Genomic DNA, 16,345 nt, shown 5'->3' with positions numbered 1-16,345 from the left:
TCAATAAGTTCCCTAGAGACCGGACTGGAGTAGGCCAAGGCCAATACTTAAAGGCCAGAGTTGCAGGTGGTGCGGTCCACGGCTGTAAGGCTACGTCCCAACAGCGGAAAATTGGACAGAGAAAAATCCAAATTATTTGAGATTCATGGGTCGAGCTGACTAGAGCCCACATCAACAACGACGCACTTAGCAACACGACCCATCTCAGTAGTTTACTTTGGACAGACAACCTCCTAGAGTAAATACGGACTAGAAGCATCACGCCTGGACTCCCGCATAATGCAGCAATCGCCGCGTGACTTTCGTCGAGCTTTGGAAAATGAAAGCGTACTTCTCTAACGGTTCCGGAGCTGAATCGTTAGACACTGCTGCTACTCGGAGTTTCATTTGTAGATTGCACAATAGATTTCAATGAATAGAGGTATTGTCGATGAAAAGGCTTATAAGTCTTGGATTTTGTTTTGTGAGTTTTGTCTTTCTCCTGGGACTTTCGGCGAAGGGGGAGGGCACTTCGATCTCTGGCGAACTTCGCCAGTGGCATAAGGTTACACTAACTATCGACGGGCCGCAGGCCTCGGAAGACGGAGATTTGAATCCATTTCTTGACTATCGCATGCAGGTGACGTTTCGACACCCCGCGTCAGGGCTCACGTATAACGTTCCTGGCTACTTTGCAGCGGATGGCGATGCAGCCAATTCGTCAGCCACGTTGGGAACCAAGTGGCGAGCCCACCTCTCGCCAGATCATTCGGGAGAATGGACCTACACCGTCTCCTTCCGAGAAGGGCCGGGTGTAGCAATCTCTGACGACCCCAACGCAGGTACTGCCGTCGATTCCGTGGACGGCTTAATGGGTTCCTTTGAGGTCTCGTCAACCGACAAGAGCGGACGTGACTTCCGCGGCAAGGGACGGCTAAATTACGTCGGTAAGCACCATTTACAGTTTGCCGGCACAGGTGAGTTCTTTCTCAAGACGGGCGTCGATGCTCCTGAGAACTTCCTCGCTTATCAAGATTTCGACGGTGAATTTAAGAAGGATGGCCAAAAAGACAACCTGATCAAGGATTGGGGGCCACACGTCCAGGATTGGCAGACCAGCGACCCGACGTGGCAGAATGGCAAAGGAAAGGGAATCATCGGGGCGATCAACTATCTGGCTTCTCAGGGACTGAACTCCTTCTCTTTCATCACTCTCAACATCAATGGCGACGATCGTAACGTTTTTCCCTACACAACATACGACGAGCGCGCGAGAATTGATTGTTCACGCATGGATCAATGGGAGACGCTCTTTGCTCACGGCGACAAACTGGGCATGTACCTGCATTTCAAGACCCAGGAAGCGGAAAACGTAAACCTCTTGGACAATGCCAAACTCGGTCTGCAACGCAAGTTGTATTATCGCGAGTTGATCGCACGGTTTGGTCACCATCTGGCACTGAACTGGAACCTGGGCGAAGAGATCGGCCTCTACAATAAGGTCAGCACCGAGGAAAAAGTCGCCTGGGCTGACTATTTCTGGTCACACGATCCCTATCAGCACCACATCGTCATACATAACGGTGACAATCATTTTGACCTGCTGGGTGATGCTTCCGCACTGACTGGCTTCTCGCTCCAGACGAATCAACCCGACTTCCGTTACGTGCATGCTCGCACACTCCAATACATCCGGCGATCGGCCGCAGCGGGCAAGCCTTGGGTCGTGGCCTGCGATGAGCCAGGAGACGCCATGCATTCCTTGCTTACTGACGCCGAAGACCCAACCCATGACGATCCACGCAAGAATGCCCTGTGGGGCAATCTGATGGCCGGGGGCGCAGGGGTCGAGTGGTACTTTGGATATAAGCACCCGCATAGTGATTTGACCTGCCAAGACTTCCGTGTGCGACAAAACATGTGGAAGCAGTGCCGCCAGGCTTTGGACTTTTTCAGGCATCACCGGATCCCCTTTTGGAACATTACCAACGCCAACGAGAAACTCGCTACCAAGGATGCCTATTGTCTCTGCGAACCAGGCAAGTTGTATCTGGTCTATCTGAAGCAGGCTAAACAAGCCTCCCTTGATCTCTCCGATGCAAACGGGTTGTTTGAAGTCCTCTGGTTCAACCCCCGCCATGGGGGACCTCTTCACCTTGGCTCCACACAGGCAGTTATCGGGGGTGGGAAGGTCATGATTGGCAAACCCCCTACCGAGCCAGAGCAAGACTGGTTAGCCGTTGTCCGACTAGGTGATCCCGACCGCGACTATCCCCCAAGGGTCAGCGCGGGAATAGATAATACTATCATGCTGCCCCGTAATAGTGATACGGTCACCCTGAGACTCCAAGGTGACGTCGGAGACGTCGGCAAATCCGCTGCTAGAGTAACTTCCATGTGGACTAAAATCAGCGGTCCTGGGGAGGTTAAATTCGCGGATGCTACAGCGCTAGACACTCAGGTAACGTTCAGCAGTGTCGGCCAGTACGTTTTAAAGCTGGCGGCAACCGATGGCAGTCAGCACGCCGAGACGGATGTGACAATCACCGTCGAACCCTTCCAGCCCAAAGCGACCCAAGCTACGACATCCAACGATGCCTCGGTCCTGTCGGCCATGGCGGATTTCAAATTCGTCATCTCGGGTGAGTTCGTCCGAGGTTACAAGGATAAGAAACAACGTGCGCTGGCAATCAATGCCGCCCAACATCGAAACAAGTTCGCCGCCGCCGAGACGACGTTCCAAGGCAATGCTGGCATTTATGACTTGGTGCTTACCACGCTCACTGAAACCGATGGTGCATCTACCTATCGACTGCTAGTCGACGGCAGGAAGGTGGGCGAGGCACGTAACCCCGATGCAGATCGCGACTACGAATCAGTGATGCATCGCTTCAACGGAGTCTCCTTGAAACCGGGTGACAAGATTCGCGTTGAATTCAACTCGGACACGAACGGCCTGATTCCCGAAGGCAATGGGTTTGCCTTCTCACGCGGTCGTTGGCGATCGCTCACTTTCCTCAAGCCGGGGACACCAATGGCACAGCCTAAGCGGAATGCCAATTCGGGGCAGACCAGCACATCAGACCAGACCAAAGCGAATATTCCGCCGTTTGAGTTTAAATATGATCCAACGCAGGCCAAGAAAGTCCACAAGCAATCCCAGGGGATTGTGGTCGTCGAGGCGGAAGATTATGACGCCGTGGATCGACAGCATCACCGCAAGTGGTACCGGACCTCTTCAAACAAGACCCCCGAAGTGAAGCCCGATCCGGATCCGAATCATGCGGAGGGTGCCAGCGGTGGCGCTTATCTGGAGATCCTTCCCGACACGCGGGTCACGCATGCAGACCCACTCGTCAACGGGGTGAGTTTCTCGAATACCCCCGGCCAGTGTAGCGTACTCTACTACCCGGTCATCATTGAAAAGCCGGGCCGTTACTATGTTTGGGTGCGAACGTGCTGTACGGGATCAGAAGACAACGGTTTGCACGTCGGCATCGATGGCCAGTGGCCCACCTCAGGCGCCCGACTACAATTCAGAGGTCAGCACGGCCGGTGGCAGTGGGACTCTCGCCAACGAACTGAGGAGGTTCATACGGGAGTGTTGGGCCAGATCTGGCTCGACATCGAAGAGCCTGGTTTGCATACGATCATGTTTTCGATGCGAGAGGACGGCTTCGAGTTCGACAAGTTTCTGCTGACACGTTATCCAAAGCCCATGAAGAGCAAGACGAACGAGCTTGGTCCTGCCGCAAGCCCCTTGTTCGCTAGTAGCAGGTAATTTTTCGCTATGCGAATCGTCCACGACAATACGGAACACGAACGCTACATTTCCGGAAGAATACTCAAAAATTCTGGCAAATGACCGGAAAAATTTGTCATTTTTGCAACTTTTCGAGAGATTCTTCGGATTTTTTTGTCCATATACCAGTCGCCGGGAAGTGGTAACGTGGACCACTCGCTTCGTCTGCTCCTTGCGGTCGCTTCTCGCATTGAGAAAACTTCTGCACTCACTTTTCAGCTTTTCATACGTTTCACAGCTAAGAGAGGGAAGTTAATGATAAGGATTTATTTACATGCACTGTTGGGCGCCTTTGTTTCAGTGACTGGGGCAAATATAGCCAGCGCCGACGTCTGGATTGTGGGCGTTGATGGCGCTGCTTCTGTAAGTGGAACTACCACAACTATTGAGGGCGACCAGTTCGACGCAGGTGGCAGCTCGCCTCGCTGGGATAATTTAGGAGTTATTGGGACGGATCTCGTCGCAACAACAAATTCGGTTTCTACGGACCGCTACTTTATAATCACTGCGAATATTGCCGCTTTGAACCTTACTGTTGCAGATAATCGGTATGTTGAAATTTTCTATTCTTCTGACTTGCCATGGACTGGAGATGGCAGTGCTAGTGACCACCGGTTCTTTCTGTCGGATACGGGCCAAGGAAACAACGGCGAAAACTCTCAAGACAGTACGCTCGTCCCAACTTCTGTAGGGGCTCACAGCTTTGTGATTGACTTGTTGAGTACAGACGGAACCACCCTCGACGGTGATTTTGGTCCGACAGAAACTTGGGACCAGCTTCGTTGGGATATGTGGAATAAAACTGCCAATCCTGCTAACCAAGGAATCACCTTCACGCTTGACAAAGTCGTCTTTGGTGGCGCGGTCACTATTATTCCTGAGCCGAATACTTTGGCCCTGTTGGTTCTCTCCAGCGTTGGCCTCTTTGTGAACCGCAGAAATCGACCTGCTTAGCTAGATCATAAGGGAAGGACTCCAGTTGTTGGCTATTGAGAAAACCAGGTTCATTGATAAATACTCAGCCCAATTGGGCTGGGTATTCTTACAGCCATACCGGTGTGACAGGAATGCTAACGAGGAAGACCAGACATGTTTTATGCTAGGATTTTGGTAACTGTTCGTACAATATCAACGGCCCTCTTCTTCTTTATCGTCTTCAGTTCGACGCGAGCTGTCGCTAGCCCGAACGTGCTGTTCATCGCCGTCGACGATCTGAACGACTGGGTCGGTTTTCTCGAGGGTCACCGCCAAGTCAAGACACCCAACATGGATCGCCTGGCCCAGCGAGGGATTGTCTTTTCCAACGGACATTGTGCCGCGCCTCTGTGCGGACCTTCGCGAGCGGCACTATTCAGCGGGAGACAACCCTTTAAGACAGGCGTTTACGTCAACGAGCAACAGATTCGCAAGCTGCATCCTGACATGGTGCTCTTGCCACAGTATTTCCATGCTCATGGCTACCGTACGCTCGGAACAGGCAAGCTGATGCACCGTGAGTTCGCCGACATGTACGACGAGACCTTTTTTACGGAACAGCGGTGGAGTCCGTATGCCAGCCAGGAGCCTCAAAAGACACAGGAATCACCCCGACTGCCACTGCGTCCGCTCAACGGCATGCCCAACGATCGGCAGCAGCTCCAACCCGGTCGATTCAGCTCGTTCGATTGGGGCGCCGTCGAAGTCGAGGACGACGAGATGGGCGACGGGAAAGTCATAAATTGGGCCGCCGAGCATTTGCGTCAAAAAGCTGACAACAAGAGCCCCTTTTTTCTGGCCTGTGGTTTCTATCGACCGCACATTCCGCTCTACGCACCGCGTGAATACTTCGACCTATATCCCGTCGACTCCACGATCGTGCCGGAGGTTCCATCCGACGACTTGAACGACGTCAGTAGCGCTGCCATCGCGCTGGCCCATTCCATCCAGACCGCGGGTTTGCACAAGAGCATTTTGCAGCACGGCCAGTGGAAAGACGCCGTGGCGGCGTATTTGGCTTGTATCTCGTTTGTCGACGCGCAGATTGGCCAGTTGCTCGCCGCCCTCGACAACGGACCTTACGCAGAAAACACCATCGTTATTCTGTGGAGCGATCATGGTTGGCATTTGGGAGAAAAGGAGCATTGGGGCAAGATCACTGGGTGGGAGCGTGCCACACGAGTACCGTTAGTCATTGTCCCAGCTAAGACGGATGCAGCCAGCTACGAGTGTGGTAGCCGTTGTGAAGAGACCGTCGGACTCATCGATCTCTATCCCACATTGATCGATATGTGTGACTTGCCAGCAAAGCCGGAGTTGGATGGAGTGTCGCTTGTCCCTCAGTTGTCCAATCCGGCGATGGAAACGAATCGCGCGGTAATTACCACTGTCGACAAAGGCATCTACTCCGTTCGCGACAACCGCTGGCGGCTGATCCGATACGCTGACGGTTCGGCAGAATTATACGACCACAAAGCGGATCCCAATGAATGGAAGAATCTGGTCGATGACGAGAAGTACGTCACAGTGAAGGAGCGGCTAGCCCAGTCGTTGCCAGACTGATGAGCCGAGTAGGTTAAATTTGGTATGATTCCAGCACGGATAGAAATGGCGTTACACTTGGTTACGAGATTGTAGTATCCAAACGCTGAGGCGACTGAATAATGGCAAGCATCAAAATGAACTTTCATCGCGCAACCGAACTAAGGATTTGGCTGGCTGGGCTTTATCTTGCTTTCTGGTTTGCGTTCTCTTCGAGTCCCGTTTCTGCCCAAGCCCCTGACCCGGGAGATTCGACCAAAGTCCTCAATCTGACCACTTTTGCGACTTTTTCGTCGATCATCAATTCGGGGGCTATCGATCTGCAGCATTCCTACGATGGAACTGGGCGCGTTTTTGTCAGCACCAATGAGGGCAAGATCCATGCGTTTTCGTCCACCGGTGCATCGCTCGGCACCTTCTTGGATTTGGACGCACCTGGAGTACTTCCTGATTTTGAAGAAACGCTGGGGAGTTTTACTACCCGAGGACTCACTTACATGACGTTTCATCCGGACTACGGCAACACGGGTGCCGCCGGCGCAGGGAAACTCTATACCATTTACAAGACCTCCGAACCGTCAACCAGCGACCACACTTACACGGGGGTCGGCCTTCCCACTAAACCTGGCAGCGTCATTAGCGAATATGCAATTGCCGAGTGGACCGTCGATACCAACAATCCCAACAAGATCGATACCACCTCGCGCCGTGAGGTAATGCGTTTTGAGGTCAGTGGACCGAGTGAGAACACACACTCGGTCGGTCAGCTCATCTTTAATCCTTTTGCCAGACCGGGAGATCCCGACTTCGGGAATCTCTATATTCCTCTGGGTGATATGCATAATGAAGGATCGGTACCGAACTGGCAGCACGTTCAAAATGCCAACAATCCCTTTGGCAAGGTTCTGCGAATTAATCCGCTTCAAAATGGGATTAACCCTTACTCGGTCCCAGCGGACAATCCCCTCAACGATGGCGGCAGCTTTCTCGACAATGATGGAAATACCGAGGAGATCTATGCCTGGGGATTTCGCTATCCGCAAAACTTAAGTTTTGCCAAGGATGCAGCGGGCAACGTACGGCTTGTGGTCTTCGACATCGGTGGCGACGACTTTGAAGAGGTGAATCTCGTCGACTTGGGGGACAATCATGGTTGGACACGCTACGACGGGCCGAACTCGGGGAATCTATCCACCACGCTTAACTTGCCACCGGGTTCTACGCTGGAATTCCCGGCAACCGCCTTTGATCATGAAATCCCTCACATACCCGGAGCAACCCCATCTGGTGGACAGACTGCCATCACCGGCGGCTTTGTCGTTTCTGACCCCAACGATCCCAATTTCCAGAATCAACTCGTGTTTGGCGATCTCTCACGAGGGGCCTTTTTCCACGCAGACTTCGAAGAATTGGTCGCTGCAGATGCGGCAAACGCACAAGCTCTCATGTACGTGATGAATGTGAGCATCGATGGCGGCACTCCCGGCGCGTTTCGTGACTTGATCGGTCAACCCCGAGGCGATCAACGCTTCGGAGTCGATGAGAGTGGCCGACTGTTTGTCTTCAGTAGGCGTGAAGGTGAGGACATCATTTATGTCACCGACCTGATAGCTGACCAGCGTCCTGACACGGGTGACTTCAACGAAGACGGAGATGTTGACGGTGCGGATTTTCTGATGTGGCAACGGGGTGAAGTAGCTAATCCACCGAGTGCTACGCACTTCGCAAAATGGCAAGCGAACTACGGAACAACCGGTCTACTTTCCGCCACTTCGACCGCCGTGCCTGAACCAATTTCTGTTAGCTCAAGTCTATTTATCCTAATTGTCATCTTCTGTCAGAGATCCAAGGCAAAATTCGGCTTGTCTCGCCGGGCGAGTTAGGACAAGCCACTTAGCCGCGCGAACTGATGGCCAGTTCTGGAAAGACCACAATGATTCGATTCAGTATCTCATCGCTCACTCTAGCAGTATTTTTCTGCTCACACCTTCTCGCTTTAGCTGGAGAGCTTGACCCGCAGCAGCACAAATGGCATGCGCACTACAAGAGCCAGGAGAATATCCCTAGGCCGGAAGAGATGTTGCTAAATACAGATCCCGAACCAGATCTGACCGACGGATTCACGTCACTGTTCAATGGTAAAGACCTGAAGGGCTGGACATCCAAAGGGGGAACATGCACCTTCGAAGTGCGGGACGGACTACTCGTCGGCAAGTGTGTTCCTGGATCAAACAGTACTTATCTCTCCACAAACCAGGCGGACTATAGGGATTTCGTGTTCACCTGCGAAATGAAGTGGGAAGTTGATGGCAACAGCGGAGTCATGTTTCGCGCTAAATCAAGAACCAACAAAAATGGCACCGAAGACGTATACGGCCCGCAGGCCGAGATGGAAGGATTTTCGATGGATCGACATTGGTCGGGTGGTATCTACGGGCAGAGCTGTGGAGGTTATTTCTATCCGTTGTGGTTGAAGGAACACAAAGAAGCTCGAGCAGCACCGAAGCAGGACGAATGGAACCGATTGACTATTTCTGCCAAGAGCAATGTCGTCAAAACCTGGATTAACGGTGTGCCGGCATCGTATTGGATCGATGATGGATCCTACCCAAAAGGTTTTTTTGGCTTGCAGATTCACAAGGGTGCCAAAGGCACCGTACTTTGGAAGAACATCCGGGTGAAGCGACTTGTGTCAAAACCTAATGTCATGTTCATCCTTGCCGATGATCTCGGGTGGAGCGATACGACACTGTTTGGGACAACCAAATTCTACAAAACGCCCAACATCCAGCGACTCAGCGCGCGCGGTATGACGTTCACTCATGCCTACTCAGCCAGTCCGCTCTGCTCACCAACACGGGCCAGCATCATGACTGGACTCAGTCCGGCGCGAACAGGCATCACTTCACCCAATTGCCATTTGCCTAAGATCATCCTCCGGGCGTCTTCACCTAAAAATGCGGCGCCGCATAGTAAAGCGACTATTCCTACGTCGGTCTCAAGGCTAAACACCAGTTACTATACGCTGGCTGAAGTGCTCAAGGATCATGGCTATACGACTGCTCACTTTGGGAAATGGCACCTCGGGGCAGAACCTTATTCACCGCTAGAACACGGATTCGACTTTGACGTTCCTCACTGGCCCGGCCCGGGCCCGGCGGGCAGTTACGTCGCACCGTGGAAGTTTCCCGACTTTGATCCGCAGACTCCATACGAACACATTGAAGATCGCATGGCTGAGGAGGCCGTCCAATTCATTGAGAACCACAAGAATAGGCCCTTCTTTTTGAACTATTGGATGTTTAGCGTTCACGCCCCATTCGATGCCAAGCAAGAACTGATCGATGAATACAAGAAGCAAGTGGATCCCCTGGATTCGCAACGCAGCCCCACTTATGCAGCCATGATCGAGAGCATGGATGACGCAGTGGGAACCTTGCTCGTTACACTCGACCGACTACAGATTGCAGACAACACGATTATCGTGCTCGCTACCGACAACGGCGGCAACATGTACAACGAAGTCGATGGCACGACAGCAACCAGCAATGCCCCCCTGAGAGGCGGAAAAGCGACGATGTATGAAGGGGGAATACGCGGGCCTGCCATCGTCGTTCATCCCGGTGTTGTAAAGGCTGGTTCTCGTAGCGACCAGCTCATTCAAAGTTGTGACTTCTACCCGACTCTGTTGGAGTTGCTCGCCATTGAAGCCAAGCCCGCACAGTCTTTTGATGGCATAAGCATTGTCCCTGCTCTGGAAGGAAGATCCCTTTCACGCGAAGCGATCTTCACGTTTTTTCCTCACAGCTCAAAGGTTCCGGATTGGCTGCCACCAGCGGTCAGTGTTCATCGAGGCGACTGGAAGTTGATTCGAATATTTCACGGTGGGGAAAATGGAAAGCACCGCTACAAACTCTACAACTTGAAAGTGGATCTCGCTGAAACTACTAACCTGGCCGCGGAGTATCCCGAGCGAGTCATTGAACTCGATGCGCTAATCGATTCGTTCCTTGATGAAACCGAGGCGGTGCTTCCACAGCCGAACCCCAAGTTCAATCCAGCCAAGTATCAGCCGGAGCTTGAAGGCAAGGCAAAAATCAAAGGGACGGGGGACGCTCCAAAGAAGAAGAAAAAGAACAGGCAACGAGTCAAGCAGCCTGCTGGCTAAACGTCCTCGGGTTCCGATAAGTGAGAGGCAGATGCCTGAGCTTCGATATAGATTTTTTCTGTTGTATGATATCGTCGGGATAGGTATCGCTCATGGCGTTGAGTCAGAGCAGGGCAACGGCACCCTGCTGACAATCGACAATGGCACTATCAAAGTCGGCATCGATCACGGCAAAGGGGGGGGCAATCACTTGGGTATCTTCCCGGGACTACCAAAAGAACATGGTGAACGTTGCCGATCCGGGGAGATTGATTCAGCAGTCTTACTATGCTGGCAAACTGCTGGATCGAACGTCCGCGGGGCAAAACCCCAATTGGAGTCCATGGGCTTGGAATCCGATTCAAGGTGGAGGAGTGGGATCATGGGCAGCAGCCTCGGAATTTCGCCGGGAAGACATGACGCTTTACTCTGAGACTACTCCTAAACTTTGGGACATGCCTGACGAAAAAGGCCAGGCCCTCATGCGACAATGGGTATCGCATGAGCATTTGATTCCTAACGCTGTTGTAGTTCAATGCGAGTTCGTGTCACTACGCGACAAGAAAGATTTTTGGGGCGGGACTATTACGAATCCTCAGGAAGTCCCCGCCTGCTATTTCACTCGAAACTTCGCGACTGTAAAAAGTTATCTTGGCAGTGGTCGGTGTCGTAAGGAATCTCATCCACCAGGGCCACTCTGGGGGAAGACAAAACCTCCCCGAAAAGCACTGGCATGCTTTGATGGAGTAGCTCACGGTATCGCTGTATTTAGCCCAAGTTCGACGCAGCATTGGAACTTTGGGCCTCATAGTAACGGATTAAGCGACGATCCCACTGCCGGGCCTTGTATGCATGTTGCGCCGATTGATCGTGCTAATCTCGCCCTGCGATCAACGTACCGCTATCGGTATTGGCTAGTGGTTGGAGTTGAGTCTCTAATTGAGTCGAGTCTAGAGATTTTATGGGCAAGGTATGCAGACGAACGAGTCGTAGCAACTGAGCCGTAACTCGCTTGATAGGGAATTTCTCCGGTAGTACGACAACTTTTCGACCAAATTAGGACATTTTTTGTCCATTTTCACCCTACTGAGGCGTAGTGCATGGGTGGGGGCAAGTTCCAGTGTGAACCGCATGGGTTATACCGGCATTTATGAAAAAACAGGTACTTTTTGTCGTCACGTTGCTTCTCGGCCTTTGGGCGACCCCTGCAGCGACAGAACAGCTTAGCGTCACACCTCTGAACAATATGAAGCTGGACTCGAATGCGTTGGTGTTGCCCACGAGCGGTAATTTCGCCCGCGTGATCAATGGCCGCACATTTCAGCAAGAAGCACTGATCACGCACGGGGGCTATCAATTTACGGCTTGGTACCACAATGGCTCGAGCGACGAAGACATCTTTGTGGCGCGTCGCGATTTGAGCGGTACTACCTGGGAAACGATTGACACGGGATACGGCCTGGAAAACGGAGACGCGACGGCCGTTTTACCAAGCAGGCGTTGGGATGCGCACAATTCCATTTCCATGGGGATATCCGGTGATGGACGAATTCATCTTAGCTACGATCAGCACGCTGACGAGTTTCGTTACCTCACCACAGCCGCCGGTTTCGCCACGAGTTCGAGTGGCGTTTGGAACCAGGCGAATTTCGAGCTGGAACGCAATTCCTTGAACGTAGGCGGCGCTACGATCCCCGCAGTCACTTATCCCCGTTTCACCAATGTGGGCGATGATCTGATTTTTACCTATCGTGATCGCTTTAGCAGCGACGGTGACCACTATATTGGCATTTACGATGCACAAACGGGTCTGTGGGACAATTCACGCAAGTTTATCGATGGACGAATCGGAACATATACCCACATAGACGGGAATCCTTCCCCAAAGCGCAATGCGTACCTGAATGGGGTCGACGTTGACTCCCAGGGAAGGATGCACATCACGTGGACGTTTCGCGAAAACTCATCGAATGCCAATCACGACATTCACTACGCTTTCAGTGACAACAATGGACAAACGTGGAACAACAATGACGGCGTCAACCTGGGCAGCATTATCACGTTGAACTCTCCCGGAATTGAAGTGGTCGATCTCAACTACCAGCAGGCGTTGATCAACCAGCAGGGACAGGTTGTCGATAGCGAAGGTGGCGTCCACGTGCTGGTGCGTCATCGCAGACAGGAACCCGGATTTGAATGGCAACCAGGTGACGGCACCTACGAAGGGAGTGTTTCCGCTTACCACCATTACTACCGGAATCCTGTGACCGGTGTGTGGGACGTCAAACGACTGCCCGTGGACGAGCCCGTAGGCGCCCGACCCAAGATCGGAGTCGATCCGGATGGCAATCTTTTCGGCATTTATACCTCCGGAAACGACTTAATCATTGCAGGCGCGGAGAATACCGTGGGCGGCTATTCAGATTGGGATATCCTCTATGTAGAAGATATTCAGAATTTTGAAGGCGATCCGTTGCTAGACCGTGTACGTTTGACAGAGGAAGGGATTCTGTCGGTCTTTCTACAAGAACGAGCTCCGACAAGTGACCCGGAAATTCCGACCGGTAGCCCGCTGCATGTGCTTGAATACAACATCATTATCCCACCACCACCGCCAACCTTTGGCACTCTGATCGCCGGCTGGGAAAGCTGGTCTCATACTGGGGTTCGAGCGGCAACGGTAACCGATGGAAACACCACGGGCACGACCGCCAACAACATGGGCAACAACAATGGGTTTGGCCTGTTTACCGAGGGCAGCACCGACGGGACCTGGGGAACCTTGGATACTCCTGTGGCCGACGCAACGACAGATGAAAGTACGGATGGATACAGGTTGGTCTTCGGTGAAGATGGTTCCATAGATTTTGTTGTGACTGACACAGGCGGAGTCGATAGAGACCTAGCCCTTTTTCAATTCGATACCGCCACCTTCGGGCCTGACGCTGCTCATATGTGGGAGCTGTCAGTGGTCTCAGGCGATCTCACCGTGGGAACGGTGGCGAGCGGAGACGCCGCGAATATTACTTGGCATGACGTTGATATCGACCTCACCGGGCTGGCTGACCACACCTTGGATGCGAATGGAACGGTCACGTTCCGCCTGAATTTCACAGGGGGTACGCTTGGGGCATCAAATGCTCATCAGGCGCTCGACAATGTTGCCATCTCGGAGCTGGCTAGTATTCCGGGGGACTTCGACTTCGACGGCGACGTCGACGGAGCCGACTTCCTGGAGTGGCAGCGCAGCGACGGCACGGCAGGTGGGCTTACGGCTTGGCAAAACAATTATGGCACGCCGGCATTGCAGGCTAGTTCATCGATAACGGTGCCAGAGCCCAGTGCGATTCTACAACTTCTTTTGGCAACCATTCTCTTAACGAACAGGGGTTACAGGAATTTTGAAACCAGAAAGGCACTTCTATGAATCACATCCGTAAGGCGAATTGCGTAATAGTAAAAAAACAATCGTTCATTGCAGCAATGATGGTTCTCGGACTGTGGGCGACTCCTTCGCAAGCATACGAAGTCTGGATGGGCACCCACAGGATGTCGAGCCAGTTGGCTACCGAACCAACCACTTGGGCTCGGACGGCTGCCTGGGTGGACGGGTTCAACTACAACCGCTCGCCACACGGCACCGAACAAGCAACCGGAGCCCAGCGCAAAGACGTTATTCGTCGGATCAACCACGTCGAAAATACCCTGGTCGGCGTGCCCCGATCTCAAGTCACTCGAACCCAGGTCGATGAAGCTAGCCGCGCGGCCATCGCAGATAGTATCGAAAATTCGTTACAAGTATCTAGCCAAGACGGAGCGCAGCTCAACGAGTTCATGCTCTACGACGAGCGGGGCCCCGACGATGTGTTGTACACCTGGACCGAAACCGAAATTCAAATCTTCCGGGAGGAGCTGGACGCTCAGGGCCAGCATGATACTAGGATCCTCTGGCGCGCGGCCAACAACGCCGCTCGCAACCTTGACTTCGCCTCTTTGCCGCTCATCGATGGCTTGCTGATCGAGGCCAGCGCTGACCGTTTCATGAATAATCATTTCAACGTCAACACGTTGGCCAACTCCTTCTGGAACAGCTCGGTTAACAGCGACAAAGAACTCTACCTGCAGATCCCGCGATCGGAAAACAACCTGACGCAGTACGAAGCAACACGACGAGCCGTTCTTGAGATGACGAATGTGCTCGGCGTCGATGGCGTCCGGAGTGACCGGTTGGTCGTCCTGCCGGTCACCTACGGAGATAACATAGACCAATTGCCCGAAACGATTAATAACGGCAGCGCTTACCCAGACACGATGCCGGGCATTCAGCTGTCGCTGATCGAACAGCGGCCGTACTTCGAGGGCCGCATGGGCGAGCTGCCGGCAAACTTCGCGGCCAGTACCGAGCGATTCGAGCTCCCGGAGGCAATCGCCTCCGCAGCCGACGGCTCGCTGCGGCGAGACAAGAACACCAACGTGGTCGATGGCGCGAACCTGGGCTTCGTCGTGAACAACGCCAGCCTGGAAGTCGGCCAGACCGGCACTGCCCCCTATGACCGGGCGGCGGTGATCCCGTTCCAGCTCCCGAATTTCGGTGAGGTCGACGACCCATTCCTGTCGGCCCACTTCGAGGGCTTCCTCACCCAAACGGCAACGCAAAACGGTGTCACCGCTGCTCTCTACGGACTCGATCGGCGCCCGACGGCGGAGATCCTCGACAGCGACTACTACGGGCTCACCGGCGCCCCTGACCCCAACGCGACCCTGCTCCAAGAAGGCTTTTTGAGGCCGGACATGGACCTCAACGCGCCCTTCTACAGCAACTCAGGCGGCAACAAAAACCTGCTCTCCTTCCTCAACGACCAATACGCCGGCGGGGAAGGCGCAGGCGAGTACGTCTTCCTGCGTGCGAACACTAACGAAGACAGCAACCAGCGCTGGGTATTCGCCTCAGGCAACGACGCAGACGAATCCCTGCGTCCCCAACTGCGGTATCTCACGGTGCCCGAGCCACCAGTAGTGCCTACCTACGGCACTCTGATCGCGGGCTGGGATACGTGGGATAGTGCTACCAATCCCTCCGCATCCGTCCTTGCGCCAGGGGTCACCGGGTCAGCCGTGACGACCACAGAACAGCAAGCTTGGAATATTGTCGACGGGCGGGGCGCTAGTAACGATGGTACGTGGGGAACCTTCCTGGGGCCCCCAACAGCAAGCACCGAAGGCGGGGATGGTGTGCAAAATGAAAACCTGGAGTTGCCTAACGCGACTACCGGCGGCACGATCACCTTCACGATCACCAATAATGGCACGAGTGACCTCGACTTGGACGGCTTTCATTTCGATGCCTACGCCTTCCGTCCCAAGGCAGCCCGAGCCTACGAATTAAGCGTCTCTAGTGGTGCTATCACCAACGGTGTGATTTACACCTCAACTGACGATGAGATCACCAGCGTTGCTGGTGCCTGGGACAACAGTGCTCATGACGATATCAGCCACTCCTTGCTAGGGCTCGCCGACCACACCCTCGAAGTGGGTGGCAGCGTCGATTTTTTGCTGGCTTTCTCGAGTGGAGACGGTGACGGTTCCGGCGGCCACGATCTCTGGATCGACAATGTCGCCATCACTGCCGTGGTTGACGTAATCCCCGGTGACTTCGACCACGACGGCGATGTCGATGGGGCCGACTTCTTGGCTTGGCAGCGTAACGATGGCACACCCACTGGGCTCGCAGCATGGCAAAGCAATTATGGCACGCCGACACCGCTGGCTGCTTCTTCGGCAGCGATTCCTGAACCGAGTACGATTCTACAGCTTCTCTTAGCAACCATTCTCCTAACTAAGAGGAGCTACAGGAAATTCGGAACGAGATTGGCATTGTTAGGAATCACATCCGTGTAGGG

General features: G+C 53.5%; 8 protein-coding genes. All 8 read left to right on the top strand.

The features are described 5' to 3' along the window. Window positions 1-430: 430 nt before the first annotated feature. The 8 genes from Pla144_RS25080 (at window position 431) to Pla144_RS09180 (ending at window position 16,343) form a co-directional block, all read left to right on the top strand. Window positions 431-3,760 (top strand): DUF5060 domain-containing protein, encoded by a 3,330-nt coding sequence (locus Pla144_RS25080; protein ID WP_231936254.1) that lies wholly within the window; start codon window positions 431-433, stop codon window positions 3,758-3,760. A gap of 276 nt (window positions 3,761-4,036) precedes the next feature. Next, window positions 4,037-4,735: a PEP-CTERM sorting domain-containing protein gene (locus Pla144_RS09210; protein ID WP_146450329.1), complete on the top strand. Its 699-nt coding sequence runs from the start codon at window positions 4,037-4,039 to the stop codon at window positions 4,733-4,735. A 135-nt stretch (window positions 4,736-4,870) separates the two neighbouring features. Further along, entirely contained in the window at window positions 4,871-6,319 is a 1,449-nt protein-coding gene (locus Pla144_RS09205) for a sulfatase (protein ID WP_146450326.1), read from the top strand. A gap of 101 nt (window positions 6,320-6,420) precedes the next feature. Beyond that, window positions 6,421-8,181: a PQQ-dependent sugar dehydrogenase gene (locus Pla144_RS09200; protein WP_146450324.1), complete on the top strand. Its 1,761-nt coding sequence runs from the start codon at window positions 6,421-6,423 to the stop codon at window positions 8,179-8,181. A 50-nt stretch (window positions 8,182-8,231) separates the two neighbouring features. After that, on the top strand, window positions 8,232-10,466 hold the full coding sequence (locus Pla144_RS09195; protein WP_146450322.1) for a sulfatase-like hydrolase/transferase: 2,235 nt from the start codon (window positions 8,232-8,234) through the stop codon (window positions 10,464-10,466). 140 nt (window positions 10,467-10,606) lie between these two features. Beyond that, window positions 10,607-11,452: a hypothetical protein gene (locus tag Pla144_RS09190; protein ID WP_231936252.1), complete on the top strand. Its 846-nt coding sequence runs from the start codon at window positions 10,607-10,609 to the stop codon at window positions 11,450-11,452. 143 nt (window positions 11,453-11,595) lie between these two features. Next, window positions 11,596-13,872 (top strand): BNR repeat-containing protein, encoded by a 2,277-nt coding sequence (locus Pla144_RS09185; RefSeq protein WP_146450320.1) that lies wholly within the window; start codon window positions 11,596-11,598, stop codon window positions 13,870-13,872. Further along, complete coding sequence (locus tag Pla144_RS09180; RefSeq protein WP_146450318.1) at window positions 13,869-16,343, top strand: hypothetical protein; 2,475 nt, start codon at window positions 13,869-13,871, stop codon at window positions 16,341-16,343. Before Pla144_RS09185 ends, Pla144_RS09180 begins: the two co-directional genes overlap by 4 nt. Window positions 16,344-16,345: the final 2 nt, after the last annotated feature.

Origin of the sequence: Bythopirellula polymerisocia (genome assembly GCF_007860015.1) — a bacterium.
Lineage (GTDB): Bacteria > Planctomycetota > Planctomycetia > Pirellulales > Lacipirellulaceae > Bythopirellula > Bythopirellula polymerisocia.
Note: the sequence above shows the minus strand (reverse complement) of the source record. Positions and strands in the feature narration are given on the sequence as shown.